Below are 22,428 nucleotides of genomic sequence, written 5' to 3' on the forward strand. Positions count from 1 at the left end.
TCAAACCGGGTTATCCTGCCCCCCGCGATGCGCTCTCGGCGACGGACGCGACGAACCTCGGACGGACCACGAGTCCTCCGAAGCGTGCGCGAGCCCGCGCGCGAAATCGCGCAAAAGCTCCTCCGCGGCCTCCTCTTCGCCGGCATCGCCGGAGCCCCCGCGCTCGCCGGAGCCGTCCCCGGCCAGGCCCAGCGGCTCGGCGGCGCCGAGCCGCAGGGCCCTGCCAGCCGCGCGTTGACGGCCCTTCACCATAACCCGGCGATGCTCGCCGGAATGAAGGGCTTTCGCTTCCAGTTCGGCGGCGCCGGAGGCCTCGATCAGCGGTGGATCCGGCGCGAAGCCGTCATGCCCGACGGCACCCCGACCGGCGAGCTGGGCCCGAGGATCAACCTCAACAACCCGCTCGGCGGTTACTTCGTCGGCGGCAGCCTCTACTTCGAGCCGTTCGCCGTCGGGATCGGCGCCTACGATCTCGGCAGCGAGATCCACTACACCAGCGACGATCGCCTGCGCTGGCACCTCGCCCCCGAGGAAGACGGCCGGCCGCCGCTGTTTTGTCGGCGCGACGATCCCAACTGCAAGCTCAACGGCGGCGCCGCCACCCAGCGCACCGACGTCACCATCGCCGTCGCCTGGAACATCCTCGCCAGCCTGCGGATCGGCATCGGCGTGCACCTGCCGCGGCTGCGCCAGCGGTTCTCCTACGACAACAGCACTGTCCTGTCCGAGGACCGCGACGACGGCCCGCGCTGCAATCGCGTCGAGAACCCGCTGTGCGCCGAGCGGGTCGGCTTCAACGGTCGCACGCGGTGGTTGCCCGATCGCGACAACAGGCCGGCCGGCTTCGATGTCGCGCTCACCTTCGGCCTCGCCTTCGACCTCAGCGATCGCGTCACCATCGGCCTGCGCTACCGCACGCGTCCGCTGGTGCGCGGCGGCGAACTGACGCTCGCTGGCGACGCGCTGGTGTGCCGGCCCGACACCGCGGGCGGCACCGACTCCGACGTCCTGCCGTGCACCGTCGCCAGCCCGATCGACGCCACCGTGACCGAGCGAGCCAGCCGCGAGGCCGCGCTCGGGGCCGCCTTCGTCCTCGATCGCGGCCGCTTCTGGCACATCGACACCAACCTCTACTGGATGGACCTGTGCAACGACATCGTCGGCCGCGGCGCCGGCGTGCGGACTTGCGCCGATCCGGGCAGCCAACAGATCAGCCTGGTCGGCCTCGATCGCAACAGCGTGCTGTTGCCCGAGAGCAACCGCTACCGCGGCTACCAGGACCTGTTCGGCTTCGACATCTACACCACCTACCAGGCCCGCTCGAACCTCGCCGCGGTGCTCGGCGGGCACTTCTCCTCGCCCGTGGTCCGCAGGGGCGCGCGCGAGGCCGGCAACAGCGACGGCTGGCGCGCCGGCATCACCGTCGGCGTGCCGCTGCGGGTCGGATCGAGCAACCTGCAGATCGTCCCGGGCTATGGCTTCGACCTGTTCCTGCCGAGCAACACCGGTCGACCCGGCGAGTTCGATCCGGCGGCCGCGACCCGCTTCGCCGCCACCGGGGGCGACATCAACAGCGACGACGCCGCGCTCGTGCTCGCCGGTCGCGGGCGCCCGAGCAACGCCGGCCGCTACACCGGCGCGATGCACACCTTCATGCTGACCCTGCGGTGGGCCGAGCGCACGCCCGGCCGCGAATAGCGGCTCGCGCGCCCGCGTGGGTGGCCGCGGCCCGACGGTCTGCGTACACTGGGGATCGTGCGCCTCAATTTGTCCGGCACCTCGCCTCTCACGGGCTGGCTCGCGCTCGTGCTCGTCGCCGCCCCGCTGTTGCCCGCCTGCGCCCGGGCCCCGCGCGGCGAGACCCAGGCCCCCGAAGCGCCCAAGTCGATCCCCGACCTCGACCACTTCGCGCTCGCGCTCAACCAGTTCGCGCTGCTGCCCGAGAACAGCCCCAAGCGCGCCGAGTTCCGCCGCGTCCTGCTCGACTTCCTGGTCCGCTACATCGACAAGACCCTCGACGATCAGCGCCCCGAGGAGGCCGTCGAGGCGCTGCAGTTCGCGGCCGGGCTGTGGCGCCCGAGTGAGCTCCGCGGCGCCCGCCAGATCGAGCCCGGTCTGTGCGCCGTGGCCCACCGGCTCTACGTCGCCGCCGCCCGCCGCGGCAACGAGTCGCCGGCGCTGTTCGCCGCCGCGATCGAGCAGCAGTTCGGCGACGACGCCGTGCGCAAGCGGGCGATCGCCAGCTGGACCGAGATCGAGGGCTGGGTCGTGCGCAACAGCCCCTTCTCCGAGGAGCCGGTGCTGCGCCACGAGGAGCTCGAGGAGTCGCTCGAGGAGATCGCCGCCGACTTCCCGGCCCCGTTCGTGGTCCAGCGCCTGACCGACCTCTACGTCGCCCGCTACGAGGCCGCGATCGAGGTCGCCAGCAGCAGCGAGAACCTCGAGCTCGGGCTCGCCGCGCGTCACCGGGCCGAGGTCACCGGCTACCTCGTCACCCGCCTCTACCTGCGCGCCGACGACTTCGACGGCGCCGGCCAGGCGCTCGCGCGCGTCGAGCTCGACATGCCGACGCGCAAGCTGATCGAGTACCTCGACAGCGCCCGCAACGCCAAGAAGAGCGCGCGCCCGCTGCTCGAGCTGGCGCGCCAGTTCTTGCCCGACGACGCGGACATGTCGGAGCGGATCCCGCCGGCGTTCCTGACCCAGGGCTGGGGCATCGTCGAGAACCTGGCGCGACGGGCCGTGCAGCGGTTCCCCGACGATCCGTTCGCGCACCTGCTGCTGGCCCGCGCGCTGCGCAAGGCCGGCCTCGTCGACGCCGCGATCGCCCACCTGCGGCGCACCGTCGAGCTCAAGGAGGACATCTTCGACGCCTGGCAAGACCTCGCCTCGATGCAGCAGACCAGCCTCGAGCGGATCGCCGCGATCGACCTCGACGCCGCGCTCGCGCGCATGCCCCAGCTCGAGAAGTTCCACGCCCGCGCGGTCGAGCTGTGGCGCGATCGGCCGATCCGTCCCGGCCTCGCCGAGGCCCAGTACACCCTCGCCGAGGCGCTCTACGAGCAAGGCAGCGTCGACCGGGCCAAGGACCTGTTGCAGCGCAGCGTCCGCGGCGAGCCGCAGCCGGCCGCGCTCGACCTGCTCGGCACCATCGAGCTCAAGGACGGCAAGGTCGCCGAGGCCCGCCGCCACTATGAGACCCTGCTCGGCCTGCCGTTCGACAACCAGCTGCTGCGCCTGCGCTGGGAGACGCAGGGCCGGGCCCAGCTGGCCGCGATCGCCCGCCGCGAGGGCAAGCTCGACGAGGCCAAGCAGGAGATGCAGACGGCTCTGCGCCAGCTCAACAAGCTGATCGCGTTCCCCAGCATCCCGCCGGGCGAGCGGGCCTCGCGGCTCATCGATCGCGGCAAGCTGCTGTTCCACATGGGGGACGTCGAGCAGGCGGTGGCCGACTTCCGCCAGGCCCGCGACAGCGCCGACGGCCGCGCCGAGGCCTACGCGGAGCCGATGATCTTCCTCGTCAGCCACGGCTACTACGAGGAGGCGCTGGCGATCTTCCGCGCCGCGGCGCCGCGCGAGGACCTGCGCGGCAGCCTCAAGCTGTACTTCGCGCTGTGGCTGCACGAGATGGCGCTGCGCCAGGGCCGGCCGCAGGACCCGGGCGTGCTGGCGTTCCTCGCGGCCTACAAGGGCGAGCGCTGGCCGACCCGCCTGGCCGAGCACGCCCAGGGCAAGCTCAGCTTCGACGACCTGCTGCGCGGCGCGTCCGACTCGGGCGAGCAGGCAGAGGCCTACTTCTACGAGGCGCTCCGCCGCTGGCGCAGCGGCAACGCGGCCAGCGCGAAGGAGCTGATGCGCAAGGTCGTGGGCACCCGCCGCATGGCGTTCTTCGAGTACGACATGGCCCAGAGCTACCTCGAGTGGGACGACCTGCCGGCCAAGGCCCGTCCGCCGCGTTGATCTGTCCTGCGGGACATGTCCCGCAGGACATGTCCGCACGAGCAGGTCTACCTGGACATGTCCCGAAGAGCATGCTCACAAGGACATGCTCTCTGAGCTCCTCGAGCTCGAGGATCGTCGCGCTTGCCCCGTGCTCGGGGCAGGTCGCCCTACCCTTCGCGCCGTACGACACCGAGGCCGCGCTGGCCTCCGCCTCGCCGGCGCCCGGGGTCGCCGACCTCAGAACGAGCAGGAGATCGTGACCGACTCCTCGGCGCGGTGCTTCACGCCGTTCTCGTCGTACTCGAGCACCAGCGTGTAGAACTCGTCGCAGTGCTCGCAGGCGCTGTGGGCCATGCCGGGCAGCTTGGCCATCTCGACGCTGATGTACTCGCCGGCCGGCAGCGGCGGGCTCTCGATCGGCTGGACCATGATCGGCTCGACCACCGGCGGCTCGACGTTCTCGAGCGACAGCGACGCGAACGTGAGGACCGCGGCCGTGTCGTCGGGGTTGTCGGTGTTGTCGAACTCGACGTACCAGGAGCCCTTGACCGGGTCCGGCTCGGCCACCGGCATGCAGTCGGCGTACAGGTACGCGTCGACGATGGCGATCACGAGCGGCGAGCCCACGGGATCGCCGGTGGTCTCGGAGGTGGTCTCGCCGGTCGTCTCGCCGGTCGTCTCGCCGGTCGTCTCGCTCGTCTCGCCGGTCGTCTCGGCCGTCGTCGTCTCGGCCGTCGTGGCCTCGGTCGTGGTCTCCACCGCGGTCGTGCCGGTCGCCGTCTCGGCCGTGGTCACGCCGGTCGTATCGCCCGTCTCGCTCGCGCTGCCGGTGTCGCTGGTCGGCTCGCCCGTGCCCGTCGGCTCGCTCGCCGTCGCGTCGGTCCCGCCCGCGGTCGTCGGGTCGCTCGCGGCGGTGTCGCTGGCGGTGGTGTCCGTGGTGTCGCCGGTCTCGCCGCAGGCGATCAGCGAAGTCAGCAGAAAGCTCAAGGTCATGCGTCGCATCGGCCGGCGTGTAGCGCGGCGCCCTCGCGGTCGCAAGCCCATCCGTGACGTCGGCGCCTCACCCTGCCCGCTGCGGCGAAACGTCCCGCTCGCGCTGCCGCGCCCGCGTGGCGCCGCTCCTCGCGGAGAACCCGCGACGAAGGGAGTCCCCGATTGGATGGCCCTTCGCACATGTCCCTGAGGCCATCCTGTCACCGGTTCGCCGCACGCGTGTCGCATGCGGAGCATGAGGCGCAGTCCGAGGTCGTCTTCGCTCCGGCCGCTCGTCCGGACACCCGCACCGCGGCGTCCGGTCGCGCGGTCGTCGGGGCGGCTCAGAAAGCGCGACGACCCTGCTCCGAAGAACAGGGCCGCGAGGAGTTCGTCGTCCGGGCTCAGAAAGCGCGACGGCCCTGCTCCGAAGAACAGGGCCGCGAGGACATGGCCGTCAGGACAGGCGCCGCATCGCGGCGCCCCTGGGCTCACTTGGTCGAGTTCTTGCCCTCGATGATGTTGCCCTTCTCGTCGTAGGCGACATCGGAGGTGCCGAGCACGTCGCCGACGGTGTCGGTGAACTTGTCGTCGCCCTTGATGTTGGGCAGGCGCTCGCCGATGCTGGTCTCCTGCACGCCGTCGACGACCGCGACGACGATGACGCCGTGCACCTCGGTCATGTCGAACGAGCGGACCTTCTCGTTCTTCTCACCGGTCCACTCGTTGTAGCGGAGCAGCACGGCGGCGGTCTTCGGGTCCTGCTTGGTCTTGGCGGCCGGATTGACGCCGAACCACTTCTTGAAGGAGCCGTCGACCACGCCCGCGTAGTCCTTGTCGGCCCACTTCTCCTTGTTGAACGCGTAGACGATCTTCCAAAGCTGGCCGTCCTTGAAGAAGTAGAACTTCCGCAGCTTCGAGCCTTCCTTGACCCAGATCATCTCCTCGTTGTTGTCGTCGGCGAACTCGTACTGGATGAGCGAGACGCCCCACTTGTGCTTGGTCGACGACCCGAACTTGACGTGGCCCTTCTTGAGCTCGTTGATCTGATCGTTCCGCTCCTTGCGGATCCGATCTTGATCCATCGGGTTCTTGGTCTCCTTGAGCTGGTCGTCGAAGTACTTGTTGATCGACTCACCCAGCTTGGCGAGCACCTGCTCCGGGCTCATGCCCCACTCGAAGCCCTTGATCAGGCCGTTGACGCCGATCGAAGCGCTGAGCTTGGGGTTGCTGTCGACCATCTCGCAGGTGGTCTCCTTCTTCTTCGCCTTGCCCTTGCCGACGGTCTTGGTCTTGCAGACCTCCTTGACCTCGGGCTTCTTGACCTTCGGGTCTTCCTTGGCGACGGCGGCGTCCATGTCGGTGGTCGCGGGCGCGGACTCGCCTTCGCCCTCGCTCGAGCTCGGCCCGGCGGCGACCATGCTGTCCTCGTTGTCCTCGCTCACCCCCTTCTTCTTCGGGGTCGCCTCGGCGACCTCGTCGGGGGTCGTCGACTCCTCCTGCTTCTTGCATCCGGCGTCGGCGACCACGAACAGGCCAAAAGCCGCGGCGATGAACAACGAGCGCTTAAACATGCTGTCTCCTGGGGACCGGAAGCTATCACAAAGCGCGCCGAAGCGGCAGCGAGGCGCGCTGGCGGGCCCGCACACGCGTGTGGGCGAACTCGCCCTGGCGTTTGCGGCCATCAGGTGCGGCGTCGAGGCCGCCCGCGACGCTCAAGGGTCGAGCTGAAAGCTGAACCCGAGCTGCGGCTGACCATCGACCTCGTGGGCGTAGATCTCCAGCTTCGCGCGGCTCTTCAGCACGTCTAGCATCGCCTGACACGCCCCGTAGAACACGCAGAGGAAGCCGCGGCTGTGCAAGATCTCCGGGACCAGGTCGTGGCTGCGCAGCTTGACCCCCGCGGGGTCGTCCAGCACCTCCAGGCTCCCGCACGCCTGACTCGACAGCTGCCACGCGCGCGGCGCCGTCTTCACCAGCCCCGCCACCGCCGACTTGCCGAGCCGGAAGCCGGCCAGCATCGTCAGCGGCTTCAGGATCCCGTGGTCGTAGCTGTCACGCATCAGGTCGGTCCAGAACCTGCGCGCCTCGGCCTCGCCGAGCACCTCGAGGATGGCGTCACACAGCGCGATGATCGTCGGCACCGGCAACCAGTCGAGGCTCGCCGCGTCGCGGATGGCGGCCAGGCGCTCGCTGCCGACGCGCTCCCGGATCCCGCTGCCCTTGCCTTCGGGATAGGCGCGCAGGCGCTTGAGCGCCAGCTTGGAGTAATGGGCGCGGATCGCGGGCGTCTCGTCGGGCATGGCGCGAGCAACCCATCATAGCGGGCCCGCAGGGCGATTGCTCGCCGCGATCAAGGCTTGCGCAGCCGCGCGAACGGTTGATTGCTGAAGCTCTGTTGCCGTGCGGGCGGCTCCGCGGGCTTGGGACCCCTGCTCTGGTTCATCGGCGTGCGTTCCTGCACCCGCGGCTGGATCGCCTGTCCGCGCGGCGCCTCGCTCTTGGCGGTCAACGCGATGCGCTTCCGCTCGAGGTCGACCTCGAGCACGCGCACCTTGAGGCGGTCGCCGGCCTTCACCACCTCGTGCGGGTCCTTCACGAAGCGGTCCGACAGCTGCGAGATGTGGACGAGCCCGTCCTGATGGACGCCGACGTCGACGAAGGCGCCGAACGCAGTGACGTTGGTGACCACGCCCTCGAGCGTCATACCGACCTTGAGGTCGTTCATCGTCGTGACGTCCTCGCGGAACTTGGGCGGGTCGAAGCGATCGCGCGGGTCGCGACCGGGCTTGCCGAGCTCGGCGACGATGTCGCGCAGGGTCGGCTCGCCGACGCTTTCGGTGGCGTAACGCGCGACCGGGATCTTGGCCGCGAGCGTGGCGTCGCCGACCAGCTTCGCCAGCGGCACGCCGAGGTCGGCCGCGATCGCCTCGACCAACCCGTAGCGCTCGGGGTGCACCGCCGACGCGTCGAGCGGGTGCTCGCCGCCGCGGATGCGCAAGAAGCCCGCCGCCTGCTCGAAGGTCTTGGGCCCGAGCCCGGGCACCGTCAGCAGCGCCTGCCGACTGGCGAAGGCGCCGTGACGGGCGCGGTGCTCGACCACGCTCTTGGCGACCGTCGACCGCAGGCCGGCCACGCGGGCGAGCAGCGGCGCGCTGGCGGTGTTGAGGTCGACGCCGACGCCGTTGACGCAGCTCTCGACCACCTGGTCGAGCTTCTTGGCGAGCAGCGGCTGGAACACGTCGTGCTGGTACTGGCCGACGCCGATCGCCTTGGGGTCGATCTTCACCAGCTCGGCGAGCGGGTCCTGCAGCCGCCGCGCGATCGAGACGGCGCCGCGGATCGTCAGGTCGAGATCGGGGAACTCCTCGCGCGCGACCTCGGAGGCGCTGTAGACGCTGGCGCCGGCCTCGCTGACGGGCACGACGAGGATGTCCTTGAGGCCAGCCGTGGCCAGCGCGGCGCGCACGAACGCCTCGGCCTCGCGCCCGCCGGTGCCGTTGCCGACGGCGATGGCGTCGGGCTTGTGCGTCTTGACGAAGGCGATCAGGTCCTGCTCGGCGCGCGCCGCCGCGGCCGCGCCCTGGCTGGTGTAGAGCGTGATGTGACCGAGGAAAGTCCCGGTCTCGTCGAGCGCCGCGCACTTGCAGCCGGTCCGCAGGCCCGGGTCGACGCCGATCGCTCGCCGGCCGCCGAACGGGGGCGCCAGCAGCAGCGCCCGCAGGTTGTCGCCGAACACCTGCACCGCCTCGCGGTCGGCCTTCATCTTCAGCTCGATGCGCACGTCGGTCTCGATCGTCGGCGCCAGTAGGCGCACGAACCCGTCGCGCACCGCGGCCACCATCTCGCCGTGAAACGGCGTGCCGACGCGCGCCTTGGCCAGCGCCTCGATGCGCGGGGTGATGGTGTCGGCGCCGACGCCGATCTTGACCCGCAGCACGCCCTCCTGCTCGCCACGCCGGACCGCGAGGAACCGGTGCGACGGCATGTTGGCCGCCGGCTCCTCGTGCTCGTAGTACTGCTCGAATTTGGTCGGTTGCCCGGCCTTGTCGGCCATCACCTCGGAGCGCACGGTGCCCTCCTTGGCGAACACCTCGCGGACCATCGCCCGCACCTCGGGCGACTCGGCGAGGACCTCGGCGACGATGTCGCGCGCGCCGGCCATCGCCGTCTTGACGTCGGGCACCTCGAGCTCGGCCTTGATGAACCGGGTCGCCTCGGCCTGCGGATCGCCGTCGTCGGGCTGGGCGAGGATCCGGTCCGCCAGCGGCTGCAGCCCGCGCTCGCGGGCGATCATGGCCCGCGTGCGCCGCTTGGGCTTGAACGGCAGATAGAGGTCCTCGAGCGCGGCCTTGGTGTCGCAGGCCATGACCTTGGCCCGTAGCTCGTCGGTCAGCAGCCCCTGCGCGGCGATCGTGTCGAGCACGGCGCGCCGGCGATCCTCGAGCTCGAGCACGTAGGTCCGCCGCTCCTCGATGGCCCGGATCTGGACCTCGTCGAGCCCGCCGGTGGCCTCCTTGCGGTAGCGGGCGATGAACGGCACGGTCGCGCCCTCGGCGAGCAGCTTGACCACGGCGGCGACGCCCCGCTCGGGCAGCTGCAGTTCGCGGGCGAGCACGGGGACGGGATTGAATTCGGCCGGGGTGGTCATCGCGGGCGGGGAAGCTGGCACACGGAGCAGGTCGGTGTCGACCCCCGTGCACCCCGCGCCGACGCGCCCGGATCGCCCTCCGACGCGACCAGGCGGGCGACCCGCGGCATGGAAGATCTCGCCGGTGTGATCTCGACGGCAGGTCCGGATCGCCGCTGCGACGAGGCCGCGAGGACGCCTGTCTCTTCGGGCATGTGCCAGGCCGCCGGGCAAATCATATGTCGCATCGTGCATGTCCTTCAGGACATGTACGATGCGACAGCTCGATCGAACGCCGCGCGCTGACGCCGTGCCCGCGCGGCCCGGGCGTCAGCGTGGGCGCACCGTCGGCGCCGACGCCCGCAGCGCCTCGCAGGCCGCGGCGATGATGGCGTTGTGCAGCGCCTGCGCCTCGTCGTCGGTGACCGAGCGCTGCTCGGCCGCGTAGTGCAGGCGCAGCAGCAGCGCTCGGTGGCCGGCGGGCACGCCCGTCCCGCGGTAGTCCTCGAGCACCTCGACGGCGGGCTCGCCGAACGAGTCGGTGGCGAGCCGCACCTCACCCGCGGTCGCCTTGGCCTCGGTCCGCGGGCCGGCCTCGACCTGGCTCACCGCCGCGGTCAGGGCCGCGACCACGCGCGCCGCGCTCAGCGTCAGCGGGATCTCGAGCGAGAGGTCGCGGGCCGTCGACGGGAAGCGCGGCAGGTCGCGCGCCGTCGCGGTCCTGCGCGGCGGGACCGCCTCGAGATCGATCTCGGCGTAGAACACACGTGTCCCTTCGGCCAGGTCCCACGCGCGCACCAGATCGGGGTGGACCTCGCCGGCCTCGCCGACGATCGCCCCGTCGACCGCCAGCGCCGCCTGCACGCCCGGGTGGAGATGGGCGGCGAGCGCCGGCGGATCGACCGGCCGCGCGCGCAGGCCCACGCGGGCCAGCGCTTGCACCGCGGCGCCCGTGATCTCGCGCGCATCAACCCCGCCCTTGGCCCCGGCGTAGATCAGCGCGGCCGCGACCGGCCGCTCGCGCGGCAGCAGGACGTCGATCGCCGCCGTCGGCCCGTCCTTCGGGACATGTCGTTCGGGCCAGGCGTAGGTCCGACCGACCTCGAACAGGCGGACCGGGCGGGTGTGCCGGACGATGTTGTGCGCCAGCGCGTCGAGCAGCCCCGGCAGCATGTGCGTGCGCATCACCCCGGCCGCGCGCATCGGGTTCTCGACCCGCACGCGCCGATCGGGCGGCACGGTGAAGAACTCGATCTTCGACTCGGCGACGAACGCCATCGCCACGTGCTCGTGCAGGCCGGCGTCGCGCAGGCCCTCGGCCAGGCGATCGCCGAGCTCGGTGATCGGGTCGCTGTGGGCCGCGGCGCGCGCCTCGACCGGTACGGTCAAGCACGCTGGCACCTTGTCGAGCCCGTGGAAGCGCATCAGCTCCTCGATCAGGTCGACCTCGCGCTGCAGATCCGGCCGATGCGTCGGCGCCACGCAGGTCCACGCCTCGGGGCTGTCCTCGCGGACCTGGACCTCGAGGCCGGACAGCACCGCGCGCGCGGCCTCGGCCGGCACTTCGACGCCGAGCAGCGCCGTCACCCGCGGCAGGCGCAGCGGGATGGTCGGCTGCTGCGGGCGCTCGCCGGCGACATCGGTCCACGCGGTGCAGCGCCCGCCCGCGAGCTCGAGCAGCAGCCCGAGCGCGCGCAGCGAGGCCCGCTCGAGCCCGACCCCGTGATCGACGCCGCGCTCGAAGCGGTAGCTCGAGTCGGTGGCGTACCCGTGGCGGCGGGCGGTCGCCCGCACCCCGGCCGGCGCGAACCAGGCCGCCTCGAGCAGTAGGGTGTGCGTGCCGGCGTGCACCATCGACGGCGCGCCGCCCATCACCCCCGCGAGGGCCTGCGGCGCGCTGGCGTCGGCGATCACCAGATCGTCGACGGTCAGCAGCTTCTGCGTGCCGTCGAGCGTGGTCATCGGCTCGCCCTGCCCCGCCCTGCGGACCACCACTCGACCCTCGCCCAGGCGATCGCGGTCGAACGCGTGCAGCGGCTGGCCGCACTCCATCAGCACAAAGTTGGTCACGTCGACGACGTTGTTGATCGCGCGCAGGCCGACGCGGTGCAGCCGGACTCGCATCCATAGCGGAGATGGCTGTACGGACATGTCCTCGAGGACATATCCGAGGTAGCGCCCGCAACGGTCGGGCGCGGCGATCGTCACCAGACCCGGGGCATTCGCCGCGTCGGGCCGCTTCACCGGCGGCGGCCGCAGCGGAATGCCGAGCTTGGCCCCGACGTCGCGCGCCACCCCGAGGTGCCCGAGCGCGTCGGGCCGGTTGGGCGTGACGCCGAGCTCGAGGATCGTGTCGGCGATCCCGGGCACGCGATCGACCAGGCGATCGCCGGCGCCCCAGTCGTCCGGCAGGATCAGGATCCCGCTGTCGTCGGCGCCGATCTCGAGCTCGGTCTCGGAGCAGATCATGCCCTGCGAGGCCACCCCGCGCAGCTCGCGGGCCGCGATCGCCAGGCCGCCCGGCAGGACCGCACCGACCGGGGCGAACGCCACCTTGCCGCCGAGCGGCGGCAGGTTGCTGGCGCCGCACACGACCTGGACGACACCTGTCCCATCGAACAGCTCGACGACGGTCAGCTTGTCGGCCTTGGGGTGCGGCGACTTGCCGCGGATCTCGCCGACGAGGATCGCACGCACGCCCTCGCCGACGACCTCCACCGCCTCGACCTCGAGGCCCAGACCGGTGAGCAGGCGGGTGTAGGCCACCGCCGTGCTCTCGGTCGACCACGCCGCCAGGGCCGCATCGAGCGCGCCCTCGGCGAACATTTCACGGAGCCACTGATGCGAGATCTTCACGAGAACTGCTCCAAGAAACGAACGTCGCCTTCGAACATGTGGCGCAGGTGCGGGACCGCGTGCTGCGACATCGTCATGCGATCGACGCCGAAGCCGAACGCCCAGCCGGTGTAGACCTCGGGGTCGATCCCGCAGGCCTCGAACACCGCCGGGTGGACCATGCCGCAGCCGCCGATCTCGATGTAACCTGTCTTTTTGCACAGGTTGCATCCGTCGCCGCCGCAGAACGGGCAGCCGATGTCGAACTCGGCGCCCGGCTCGACGAACGGGAAGAAGCTGGGCCGGAAGCGGACGTCGAGGCGGCGGCCGTAGAAGTCGCGGGTGAAGTCCATCAGCGTCGCCTTGAGGTCGGCCATGGTCACCCCGCGGTCGACGTAGAGGCCCTCGATCTGGTGGAACATCGGGCTATGGGTCGCGTCGTCGTCGCAGCGGAAGGTCGTGCCGATGGCGACGATCCGGATCGGTGGCTTCTGCGTCAGCATCGTCCGCACCTGCACCGGCGACGTGTGCGTGCGCAGGACCAACTCGCCAGCGCGCAGGCGCAGCGCCGCGTCGTTGTCGCCGTGGTCGTCGAGGCCGGGGTGGCGATGCGGGCGGATGAAGAACGTGTCCGCCATGTCGCGCGCCGGGTGGTTGTCCGGCACGTTGAGGTCGTCGAAGTTGTACTTGCTGTGCTCGACGTGCGGACCGACGGCCAGCGAGAAGCCGAGCCGCTGGAAGCTCTCGCTGAGGCGCCGGCGCGTCTGTGACAGCGGGTGCAGCGTGCCAGCCGGGGGCCGCAGCGGCGGCAGCGTCAGGTCCTCGACGCGCGCGAGGTCGAGGCGGCGCGCCTGGTCCTTGAGATAGTCGCGGCGCGCCTCGAGCTCGGCCTCGATGGCGTCGCGGACCCGGTTCCACTCGGCGCCGAAGCCCTTGCGCTGGTCCGGCGGGAGCTTGCCCATCTCGCCGCGGAGGGCGGTGACGGTGCCCTTCTTGCCGAGATAGGCGACCTGGAGCTCGTAGAGCGCGGCCTCGGAGTCGACGCTTGCGAGCGCCTCCTGGAAGGCCGCGAGCTGCGTGGCCAAACGTGCTGGCATGGCGAGAGTGTGCCTCTTTTCCGCCGGCCTCGCCGCCCGCTTAAACGACGACGAGCCGGCAGCGCGGCTCGAACGATGGTCTCGGGGGGAGGTCGCCGCGGTCCGTGCGGCGCTTCGGGTTCAGGTCGCGACTCGGGCCCGACGCGCAATCAGCACGACGGGCCCGAGGACGGAGGTTCGTCAGGCGAGAGCGCCGCGAGCCTCGGCGACGACCTTGCCGAACGCCGCGTTGTCGAACACCGCGAGGTCCGACAGGACCTTGCGATCGAGGACGATCCCGGCCTTGCCGAGGCCCTCGATCAGGCGGCTGTAGCTCAGCCCGTGCAGGCGAGCAGCAGCGTTGAGGCGGACGATCCACAGCCGCCGCATGACCCGCTTCTGGCCCTTGCGGCTCGTGTACATGTGCATCCACGCGTGATGCACAGCCTCGAGCGCGCGGCGGAACATCCGCGAGCGGCCGCCACGGAAACCCTTCGCGGCCTTGAGAATACGATTGCGGCGGCGCCGCGCCTTAAATCCACGTTTTGCGCGAGGCATGGTCTAGGTCCTCCCATTCGGAAGCATGATCTCAATCCGCCGCTGGTCGGGCTCCGAGACGATCGTCATGCCCTTGAGCTTGCGAATCCGGTCGCTGTGCTTCTTGGTGAGGATGTGGTTCTTGTGCGAATGTTTCCGCTTGGCCTTGCCGGACGCTGTGAAGCGGAAGCGCTTCTTGGCGCCGGAGTGGGACTTCATCTTGGGCATGATGGCGTCTTCTGGAGAGCGAGGGCCAGTTCAGGCGCGATGCGCCATGAAGCGTGACGGGGGGCTGGAGATACCCCAGCTCGCCCACGGACGCGAGGTCCGGGGCTGGCCGCTGGTTTTGTGTTGACTCACGGATTCGAGCAGGCGGGCGGCCCCGTCCTGCTCCGGATTAGTTGGCAGCGCCGGCGTCGTCGGGATCGTCGAGGCCGGTGGTGTCGTCTTCGAAGTCGTCGTCGTAGCCTTCGTCGTCGTCGCCGTCAGTCGCCGGTGCCGGCGCCGCCGGAGCGACGACAGGACGGGCGATCGGACCCTCGGGCGGCTTGGGCTTCACGATGCCCGGACGCTGCGGCTTGGGGGCGAGCACCATGTTCATACGGTTGCCCTCCATCTGCGCGAGCTGGAGCACCGTGGCCACGTCGACGAGCTCGCGGATCACCTTCTCGAGGATCGCACGACCCGTCTCGGGGTGGGTGATCTCGCGACCGCGGAACTGAACGACGAGCTTGACCTTGTCGCCTTCGTCCAAGAAGCGGCGGATGTGCCGGGTCTTGAAGTCGAAGTCGTGGTCATGAGTCTTCGGGCGGAACTTGACCTCTTTGAGCTCCGTCGTCTTCTGGTTCTTCTTCGCCTCGCGGTCGCGCTTGGCGGTCTCGTACTTGAACTTCCCGTAGTCCATGATCTTGCACACGGGAGGGCTCGCCTTCGGGTTGACTTCAACCAACTGAAGGTTCGCTTCCTCCGCGCGCGCCATGGCATCCTGGGTGAGCATGATCCCAAGCTGTTCGCCATTGGCGTCGATCACCCGGACTTCCTTGACGCGGATCCGGCGACCTACGCGATGGGTCTCGACGCGGGGCTTGGGCTTTTGTTGTCTGCGGCCGATGGCGGTACTCCTTCAAGAGAAAAGCGGCGAGTGAGGCGAGCTTCGCGCACCTCTTCAGCCGGGGCGCCATTTTGTGTGCAATTCTGGACGCGCCGTCAAGCCCCTTCGAACCGCGTCACGCAGCGGCCGGCGCGGCGCCGACCGCCGCCAGCGGGGCGGCGAGCGCCGTGGACCCCAGAGGCCCCTCACTGGCGGGATCGGCCGGCGAGATCCTCGGCACCGTCACCTTCGTGACCGCGCCGTCACGACTCGGACGGGATCCGGGCCTCTTCGGCCATGCGCTCGACGAAGTCGGCCAGGGGCTCGAGCGCGCCCGTCTGACCGTCGCGGGTCCGCGGCGCGACGCCCCTGCCCTCGACCTCTTTGTCGCCGAGGACCAGCATCGTCGGCACGCGCAGCAGCGTGGCCTCGCGGATCTTGAGCCCGAGCTTCTCGTTGCGCAGGTCGGTGTGGACCCGCAGGCCGCGGGCGACCAGGGCCGCCTCGACCTCACCGGCCCACGCGTGATGCGCCGCGGTGATCGGCAAGATCGCCACCTGCACCGGCGCGAGCCAGGTCGGGAAGCGACCGGCGACGTGCTCGAGGTAGACGCCGAAGAAGCGCTCGAGGCTGCCGAGCATGGCCCGGTGGATCATCACCGGCCGGCCGCGTGAGTCGTCGGGCGCGACGTACTCGAGGCCGAACCGCTCGGGCAGCTGGAAGTCGAGCTGGACGGTCCCGAGCTGCCAGCTGCGGCGCAGCGCGTCGCGGACCTTGAAGTCGATCTTCGGGCCGTAGAAGGCGCCGTCGCCGTGGTTGATGGTGTACGGCAGGCCGGCGCCGTCGAGCGCGGCCATCAGCGCGGCCTCGGCCCGGTTCCACGTCTCGAGCTCGCCGAGGAACGCCGCCGGGCGGGTGCTGACCTCGATCTCCGGCCGGTCGAAGCCGAAGGTCTTGTAGCACTCGAGGATCATCGCCGTGACGTTGGCGATCTCCTGCCCGACCTGATCGGCGGTGCAGAAGATGTGGGCGTCGTCCTGGCAGAAGCTGCGCACGCGCGTGAGCCCGTGGACCACGCCGGCGCGCTCGTAGCGGTGCAGGCGGCCGAAGTCGGCCACGCGCTGCGGCAGGTCGCGGTAGCTGTGGTGCGACTGGCGGAACAGGATGCAGTGGCCGGGGCAGTTCATCGGCTTCACCCCGAACTCCCGCTCGTCCACCGTGCAGGCGAACATGTTCTCTTTGTAGTGCTCGTAGTGGCCCGAGGTGCGGAACAGATCCATGTCGAAGATCTGCGGCGTGATCACCTCTTGATAGCCGTGGCGGCGGTACAGCCCGCGCACGTAGGCCTGCAGCAGGTTGTAGATCGTCGCCCCGCGGCCGGTGAAGAACGGGCTCGCCGGCGCGATCGGGTCGAAATAGAACAGCCCGAGCTCCTTGCCGAGCTTGCGGTGGTCGCGGGCCTTGGCCTCCTCGAGCAGGCGCAGGTGCTCCTTGAGCTCCTTGCGGTCGGCGAACGCCGTGCCGTACACGCGCTGCAGCTGCGGCCGCTTCTCGTCGCCGCGCCAGTAGGCCCCGGCGATGCTCATCACCTTGAAGGCGCGCACCTCGGAGGTGCTCTTGACGTGGGGGCCGCGGCACAGGTCGACGAAGTCGCCGCTGCGGTAGAGCGTCAGCGTGGCGCCGGCGGGGATCGAGCCGATCGCCTCGACCTTGTAGGTCTCGCCCAGGCCGCGGAACAGCTCGATCGCGGCGTCACGGTCGATCTCCTCGCGCACGAACGGGTGGCGGGCGTCGACCTCCTTCTGCATCTCGGCCTCGATCGCCGCGAAGTCCTCGGGCACGAGGCGGTGCGGCATGTCGATGTCGTAGTAGAAGCCGTCCTCGGTGTGCGGCCCGAACGCCAGCCGGGCGTCCGGCCACAGCCGCTTGATCGCCGAGGCCATCACGTGGGCCGCGCTGTGCCGCAGCGTCTCGACCCGCGACAGAGTCGGCACCGAAGGGTCGATCATGTGCTCGATCTCTTGCCCGTGTTCGTCCGCCATGAGGGCGCGAAGCGTACACAAGCTCGCGCGTCCGGGCGAGTGCGAAACGCGAAAAACGCCGCTGAGGTGAGCCTCAGCGGCGTTCCGTGCATTCTTTCATAGGACCGGACGGATTCGAACCGTCGACCTCTACCGTGTCAAGGTAGCGCTCTAACCAACTGAGCTACGGTCCTGGATTTTGCTGCGGCCTCGTCGGTGCCGACGAGGGGCTGCTTAGGTAACGCAACCGCTCCAGGACGTCAAGCACAAAGCGAAGCGGCCCGCCCTGCCCGGTCGCCCCTCGCGCCGCCTCACCCGGCGACCGCCCGCTGGCCCGGATCGGGGTAGAGCGCTGCGATCTGGGCCGCGTAGCGATCCTGGACCTCGCGCCGGCGCAGCTTGCCGGTCGGGGTCAGCTCGCCGCCGGTGATCGTCAGCGGCGTGGTCACCAACGAGAAGCGACGGATCGCCTCGTAGCTGGCGAGATCGGCGTTGAGCGCGTCGATGTGGCCCTGGACGATCGCCAGGATCCGCGGGTGACGCACGAGATCGGCCAGGCGGCGCGCGCCCAGGCCCTCCTGGCGCGAGCGGGCCAGCATCGCCTCCTCGTCGAGGGCGACCAGCGCCGCCAGGTACGGCCGGCCGTCGCCGACCACCAGCGCGTGGGCGATCCCCTCGGCCAGCTCGAGCCGGCGCTCGAGCGGCTGCGGCGCGATCGTCTTGCCGGTCGAGGTGATGATCAGGTCCTTCTTTCGATCGGTGATCGTCAAGAACCCGTCGTGGAGCTCGCCGATGTCGCCGGTGTGCAGCCAGCCCTGAGCGTCGATCGCCGCGGCGGTCTCTTCGGCCAGGTCGTGATAGCCGCGCATGACCCCCGGGCCGCGCACCAGCACCTCGCCGTCGTCGGCCAGCCGCAGCTCGCAGCCGGGCATCGTCGGGCCCACGGTGCCGAAGCGGAACCGATCGGGGCGGTTGACCGTGCACGCGCCGGTGGTCTCGGACAGCCCGTAGCCCTCGAGGATCAGCACCCCGAGCGCGTGGAAGAACTCGGCCACCTCGCGGGCCAGCGGCGCGCCGCCGGACACGAAGAAGCGCAGTCGGCCGCCGAGGCGCTGACGGATGCGGGCGAAGAACAGCTTGTCGGCCACGCTCGCCTTGACCGCCAGCGCGCCCGGGACCGCCTGCCCGCGCTGGCGGCACATGCTGACCTTGCGCCCGACCTGCAGGCACCAGGCGAAGCTGGCCTCGGCGAGCTTGCCGGCCGCGGCGATTTCGGCGCGGATCTGCGCGTACAGGCGCTCGTAGATCTGCGGTACCGCGCCCATGAAGGTCGGCGCCACCGCGACGAGATCCAGCTCCAGCTCCGCCGGGTCGGCGGCGAACGCAGAGACGGCCCCCTGCTCCACCGCGCCCCACAGGAGGTGACGGCCGAACACGTGGGCCAGCGGCAGGACCATCAGCTGCTCGTCGGCGCTGTCGGCCGCGATCACGCTCTTGATGGCCCACGCCTCGTAAACAATGTTTCGATGGGTGAGCACCGCGCCCTTGGGGCGGCCCGTGGTGCCCGACGTGTACACCCACGTGAAGTCGTCGGTCAGCGACAGCTCGTCGGCGATCGCCTCGAGCGCCGCCTCGGCCCCTGGCAGCGCCGCCTCGCCGACCGTCTGCAGGGCCTCGAACGAGCTCCAGTCGCCCGCCGGCGGCCCCGCCTCGTCGAAGCAGAACGTGTGGCGCAGCGCATGGTCGCGGCCGCGCAGGCGCTCGGGCCACGCGGGGTCGTCGGCGAACGCCAGCTCGGCCCCGCAGTCGCGCAGGATGTACGCCGCCTGCTCCGGCGTCACGCTGGGATAGATCGGCACGCTGACGGCCCCCGCCATCGCTATCGCCAGGTCGACGAGCGCCCACTCGACCCGCGTGCGCGCGAGGATGGCGATCCGGTCGCCGGGTTTGACCCCGTGGGTGCCCACCAGCGCGGCCGCGAGGCCTCGGCTGGCCTGGTGCCAATCACGCCACTGAAGCGTGTGCCAGCTCCCGCGCTGCTTGTAGCGCAGCGCCGTGGCCGCCGGTGTGCGTCGCACGCGCGCGGCGAACATGTCCAGGGCGTTGGGGAAAGTCAGCCCCTCGGCGGGCTGGGGCACGAAACCGGAACGGGGCATGGAACGCTGCTTTCCCCTACCACGGATCGGCCCGGCGCGCGGCGGCCGGGCGCACCTTCGCGCCGGAGAGGTGCGCGGACTCGGTGTCTAAGGGCGGCTCCTGCCTCCGCGAGGTCGCGTCCGGCGCCCGCCAGCCGCGTCTGCGGGGCCGAACATCGCTTGCTGGAGCCGATCTGCGCGCTCGCGCGGAACCGGCCTTGTGCCCCTCCGGGGTCGATCTGTAGTACACGGACGGAGCCCTTTCCCGCGATGCCCACCCTGGTCGGAACCAAGCTCGACAAGTACGAGATCCAGAGCGAGGTCGGGCATGGGGGCATGGCCGTGGTCTACCGCGGCATCGACACGGTCCTCGGTCGCGAGGTCGCCATCAAGGTCCTCCACCCGCACATGGCGGGGCGCGAGGAGTCACGGGCCCGGCTGCGGCGCGAGGCCATCACGGTCGCCAAGCTGCGGCACGAGAACATCCTCGAGATCTACGACTACTCGGGCGAGAGCGAGGCCGAGAGCTACATCGTCACCGAGTTCATCCACGGGATGACCCTGCGCGAGTGGCTCGACACGCGCTGGCGGCCGCGCCCGGCCCTCGCCGCGCTGATCATCCACCGCCTGTGCGCCGCTCTCGGCCACGCCCACAAGTCGGGCATCGTCCACCGCGACATCAAGCCCGAGAACGTCATGATCCGCAGCGACGGCTGCCTCAAGCTGATGGACTTCGGGATCGCCCAGATCATCGACCATCAGAAGCTCACCATGACCGGCCAGCTGCTCGGCAGCCCGGCCTACATGGCCCCGGAGCTGATCAACGGCAAGCCGATCGACGCGCGCACCGACCTGTTCGCCGTCGGCGTCATGCTCTACCAGCTGGCCACTGGCGAGCTGCCGTTCTCGGGCCGCAACCCGCACGAGGTGCTCGCCCGCATCGCCGAGGCCGAGTACACGCGGCCCAGCATCATCTGTTCGCTGGTCGACGACGAGCTCGAGGCGGTCATCGACCGCGCCCTCGCGCGCGAGCCGGAGCAGCGCTACCAGACCGCCGACGACCTCGTCCGCGACCTCGAGCGCTACCTCGAAGAGGTCGGCGTCACCGCCAACCAGGAAGAGGTCACCGCCTACTTCACCGATCCGGACCGCCACGTCGATCAGCTCGACAAGCGGATCTGCAACGCGCTGATGACCCGGGCCGAGGGCGCCACCAAGGCCGGCCACAGCGCCCGCGCGATCCGCCTGCTGGGCCGCGTCCTCGAGCTCGAGCGCGACCAGAAGCAGGCCAAGCTGATGCTCTCGCGGCTGCGGACCCGCGAGCGCACCGTCAAGCGGCTCATGGCCGGCGGCGCCGCGCTCCTGGCCACCGCGGCGGTCAGCGGCGGAGCTGTGCTTTTGTACATGACCCCGCCGACCGAGGAGAACTTCCGCCCCGGCGACGAGGGTGCCGGCGGCGGCATCGTCCCGTCGACCGCGGTCCGGCCCGAGCACAAGGCGGTCAAGGTCAGCGAGCCGCCGCGCGAAGAGCCCAAGGCGGTCGTCGAGCCGCCGATCCCGCGCAAGACCGCCGGCGTGCGCCCGGTCGAGCCGACCAAGGCGACCCCGAAGACCGCCGCGTCGACCACCTCCTGCTCCGTGCGCATCGTCGGCATGCCGGTCGTGCTGCTGCAGGGCGGCCTGCACTCGCTGCAGATCGGCAAGCTCAAGCAGCCGCTGCGCAACGAGGTCGTCGAGTTCGACCTGCCCGGCGAACGGGCCCTCGTCCACGTCGCCGGTCCCAAGTACAAGGGCCACGTCACCATCGAGCGCGGCGACTGTCGCCCCGGCACGCCGATCGAGCTGCCCGTCAAGCCTCACAAGGCGATCCTCGACTTCACCGGCAACCCGCAGCAGACCACCATCGTGTGCGTCAGCGGTCCCTGCCCCGACACGCGCCCGCACCTCCTCGACGTCGAGCGGTTCCCCGACATCGACCTCGGCGTCCAGCTCGAGGCCGAGATCGGGCTCGAGGTGCGCGCGCAGGGCTACGCCAGCAAGGTCTTCAAGCAGCGGATCGGCCCCGGCCGCAATTCGTTCCCCGTCGCTCTCACGCCGCTCTAGCGCCGCGCCTCACCGATCTCGCATGCGCATCCTCGCCTGCTCGCTCGCCCTCGGTGTCGCCGTCGCGTCGCCGGTCCACGCGCGCCCGCCGACCACGCCCGCGCCGCCGCTCGTGCCGACGACGGAGGTCGAGAAGGTCAACGCCGCCATCCAGGCGTGGACGCAGGGCAACTGGGGCCGCGTGCGCGCGCTGCTCGAGCCGATGCTGCAGGACGGGCGCAAGCTCGCCGATCCGCTGCTCGAGGAGGCCGCGCTGCGCTACCTGTCCGACGCGACCCTGCAGGACCCGGACATCGCCCCCATCAGCCAGGAGTGGGCCACCGGCTACCTCAGGCGGCTGCTGGCCTCGCCCGATTGGCGGCCGCCGGCCGACACCCACAGCAAGGCCTTCTACGACCTCTACAACAGCCTCCGCGAGGAGCGCGACCGCTCGAGCTTCAACATGTGCAAGGGCGAGCGGGCCGCCTGCACCGCCGACCTCGACGAGCTCAAGGTCCGCCACAGCGCGCTCGGCCGCGACTACGCCCAGCTGCGCAAGGCCTACGAGCGGCAGGAGGTCGAGGTCGTCGAGAAGGTCGCCCGCAACCGTGCCGTCGCCCTGGTGCCCTTCGGCGTCGGCCACTTCTATAACGGTCGCAAGGGCCTCGGCGCGGCCTTCCTGGCCGGCGAGCTGGCCATCGGAGCGGCCGCGCTCGGCCTGTTCATCGTCCGCGTGTCGTCGTGCGAGCGCCTGAACGGCTATCAGCCCGGCTCGCTGTTCTGCGAGGGGTGGTCGCAGCAGCAGGGCCTGAACCTCCGCAACGCCGAGCAGACGATGGGCATCATCTTTCTCGGCGGCCTGGCCCTCGACATCGTCCTCGCGCAGATCCTGTTCCGCCCCTTCACCACCGCCAAGCGGGTCCGAGTACCGCGCAGCGAACTCAAGGGCGACGACGATACGAGCGGCAAAAAGCCCCCCCAGGCGCCCACGGGCAACCCCGGGCAGCGGTCGAGCCGGCTTTACAGAAGTGATAAGCTGCAGGTCGCGCCGGCCCCCGCGCTCGTCCCGGGTGGTGGAGGCCTCGGCGTCAAGATCCGCTTCTGAGAA

The 22,428-nt window shown here is 70.7% G+C and carries 15 protein-coding genes and 1 tRNA gene; 4 read left to right on the forward strand and 12 right to left on the reverse strand.

The window, feature by feature from the left end:
• The first annotated feature begins 84 nt into the window (after positions 1-84).
• Together POL25_RS24445 and POL25_RS24450 are read left to right on the forward strand one after the other, a co-directional pair.
• Positions 85-1,698, forward strand: a complete 1,614-nt coding sequence (locus tag POL25_RS24445) for a hypothetical protein (protein ID WP_272088566.1) — start codon at positions 85-87, stop codon at positions 1,696-1,698.
• Positions 1,699-1,755: 57 nt separating this feature from the next.
• Positions 1,756-3,960 (forward strand): tetratricopeptide repeat protein, encoded by a 2,205-nt coding sequence (locus POL25_RS24450; RefSeq protein WP_272088567.1) that lies wholly within the window; start codon positions 1,756-1,758, stop codon positions 3,958-3,960.
• 219 nt (positions 3,961-4,179) lie between these two features.
• Here the strand turns inward: POL25_RS24450 and POL25_RS24455 are convergent, their stop codons facing one another.
• From POL25_RS24455 to POL25_RS24510, 12 genes are all read right to left on the reverse strand, one after another.
• Complete coding sequence (locus POL25_RS24455) at positions 4,180-4,935, reverse strand: hypothetical protein (protein WP_272088568.1); 756 nt, start codon at positions 4,933-4,935, stop codon at positions 4,180-4,182.
• A 470-nt stretch (positions 4,936-5,405) separates the two neighbouring features.
• On the reverse strand, positions 5,406-6,488 hold the full coding sequence (locus tag POL25_RS24460; RefSeq protein ID WP_272088569.1) for a hypothetical protein: 1,083 nt from the start codon (positions 6,486-6,488) through the stop codon (positions 5,406-5,408).
• Positions 6,489-6,629: 141 nt separating this feature from the next.
• Positions 6,630-7,217 carry a hypothetical protein gene (locus POL25_RS24465; RefSeq protein WP_272088570.1) on the reverse strand — a complete coding sequence of 196 codons (588 nt, stop codon included), beginning with the start codon at positions 7,215-7,217 and terminating at the stop codon, positions 6,630-6,632.
• 50 nt (positions 7,218-7,267) lie between these two features.
• Positions 7,268-9,565, reverse strand: a complete 2,298-nt coding sequence (locus tag POL25_RS24470; protein WP_272088571.1) for a Tex family protein — start codon at positions 9,563-9,565, stop codon at positions 7,268-7,270.
• A 309-nt stretch (positions 9,566-9,874) separates the two neighbouring features.
• On the reverse strand, positions 9,875-12,400 hold the full coding sequence (pheT, locus tag POL25_RS24475; protein ID WP_272088572.1) for a phenylalanine--tRNA ligase subunit beta: 2,526 nt from the start codon (positions 12,398-12,400) through the stop codon (positions 9,875-9,877).
• Positions 12,397-13,476: a phenylalanine--tRNA ligase subunit alpha gene (gene pheS / locus POL25_RS24480; RefSeq protein WP_272088573.1), complete on the reverse strand. Its 1,080-nt coding sequence runs from the start codon at positions 13,474-13,476 to the stop codon at positions 12,397-12,399. Before pheS ends, pheT begins: the two co-directional genes overlap by 4 nt.
• Positions 13,477-13,656: 180 nt before the next feature.
• On the reverse strand, positions 13,657-14,013 hold the full coding sequence (gene rplT / locus POL25_RS24485; RefSeq protein ID WP_096333202.1) for a 50S ribosomal protein L20: 357 nt from the start codon (positions 14,011-14,013) through the stop codon (positions 13,657-13,659).
• Between the two features lie 3 nt (positions 14,014-14,016).
• Entirely contained in the window at positions 14,017-14,220 is a 204-nt protein-coding gene (rpmI, locus tag POL25_RS24490; RefSeq protein WP_096333201.1) for a 50S ribosomal protein L35, read from the reverse strand.
• Between the two features lie 169 nt (positions 14,221-14,389).
• Positions 14,390-15,103, reverse strand: coding sequence for a translation initiation factor IF-3 (infC, locus tag POL25_RS24495; RefSeq protein ID WP_272088792.1), 714 nt, complete (start codon positions 15,101-15,103; stop codon positions 14,390-14,392).
• 242 nt (positions 15,104-15,345) lie between these two features.
• Entirely contained in the window at positions 15,346-17,124 is a 1,779-nt protein-coding gene (gene thrS / locus POL25_RS24500; RefSeq protein WP_272088574.1) for a threonine--tRNA ligase, read from the reverse strand.
• 99 nt (positions 17,125-17,223) lie between these two features.
• Positions 17,224-17,297 (reverse strand) — tRNA-Val (locus POL25_RS24505).
• 117 nt (positions 17,298-17,414) lie between these two features.
• Positions 17,415-19,259 carry an AMP-dependent synthetase/ligase gene (locus tag POL25_RS24510; RefSeq protein WP_272088575.1) on the reverse strand — a complete coding sequence of 615 codons (1,845 nt, stop codon included), beginning with the start codon at positions 19,257-19,259 and terminating at the stop codon, positions 17,415-17,417.
• 249 nt (positions 19,260-19,508) lie between these two features.
• Here POL25_RS24510 and POL25_RS24515 point away from each other — a divergent pair, with 249 nt between their 5' ends.
• Positions 19,509-21,341 carry a serine/threonine-protein kinase gene (locus tag POL25_RS24515; RefSeq protein ID WP_272088576.1) on the forward strand — a complete coding sequence of 611 codons (1,833 nt, stop codon included), beginning with the start codon at positions 19,509-19,511 and terminating at the stop codon, positions 21,339-21,341.
• A gap of 22 nt (positions 21,342-21,363) precedes the next feature.
• A complete protein-coding gene (locus tag POL25_RS24520) occupies positions 21,364-22,425 on the forward strand; it encodes a hypothetical protein (protein ID WP_272088577.1) in 1,062 nt (353 codons plus the stop codon).
• Positions 22,426-22,428 lie beyond the last annotated feature (3 nt).

Origin of the sequence: Nannocystis bainbridge, assembly GCF_028368995.1 — a bacterium.
Taxonomy (GTDB): domain Bacteria; phylum Myxococcota_A; class Polyangia; order Nannocystales; family Nannocystaceae; genus Nannocystis; species Nannocystis bainbridge.

Coding starts and splice junctions, on each gene's coding strand:
- POL25_RS24455 (WP_272088568.1), bottom strand. CDS start 4,935: ATGACCTTGAGCTTTCTGCTGACTTCGCTGATCGCCTGCGGCGAGACC.
- POL25_RS24460 (WP_272088569.1), bottom strand. CDS start 6,488: ATGTTTAAGCGCTCGTTGTTCATCGCCGCGGCTTTTGGCCTGTTCGTG.
- POL25_RS24465 (WP_272088570.1), bottom strand. CDS start 7,217: ATGCCCGACGAGACGCCCGCGATCCGCGCCCATTACTCCAAGCTGGCG.
- POL25_RS24470 (WP_272088571.1), bottom strand. CDS start 9,565: ATGACCACCCCGGCCGAATTCAATCCCGTCCCCGTGCTCGCCCGCGAA.
- pheS (WP_272088573.1), bottom strand. CDS start 13,476: ATGCCAGCACGTTTGGCCACGCAGCTCGCGGCCTTCCAGGAGGCGCTC.
- rplT (WP_096333202.1), bottom strand. CDS start 14,013: ATGCCTCGCGCAAAACGTGGATTTAAGGCGCGGCGCCGCCGCAATCGT.
- rpmI (WP_096333201.1), bottom strand. CDS start 14,220: ATGCCCAAGATGAAGTCCCACTCCGGCGCCAAGAAGCGCTTCCGCTTC.
- thrS (WP_272088574.1), bottom strand. CDS start 17,124: ATGGCGGACGAACACGGGCAAGAGATCGAGCACATGATCGACCCTTCG.
- POL25_RS24510 (WP_272088575.1), bottom strand. CDS start 19,259: ATGCCCCGTTCCGGTTTCGTGCCCCAGCCCGCCGAGGGGCTGACTTTC.
- POL25_RS24515 (WP_272088576.1), top strand. CDS start 19,509: ATGCCCACCCTGGTCGGAACCAAGCTCGACAAGTACGAGATCCAGAGC.
- POL25_RS24520 (WP_272088577.1), top strand. CDS start 21,364: ATGCGCATCCTCGCCTGCTCGCTCGCCCTCGGTGTCGCCGTCGCGTCG.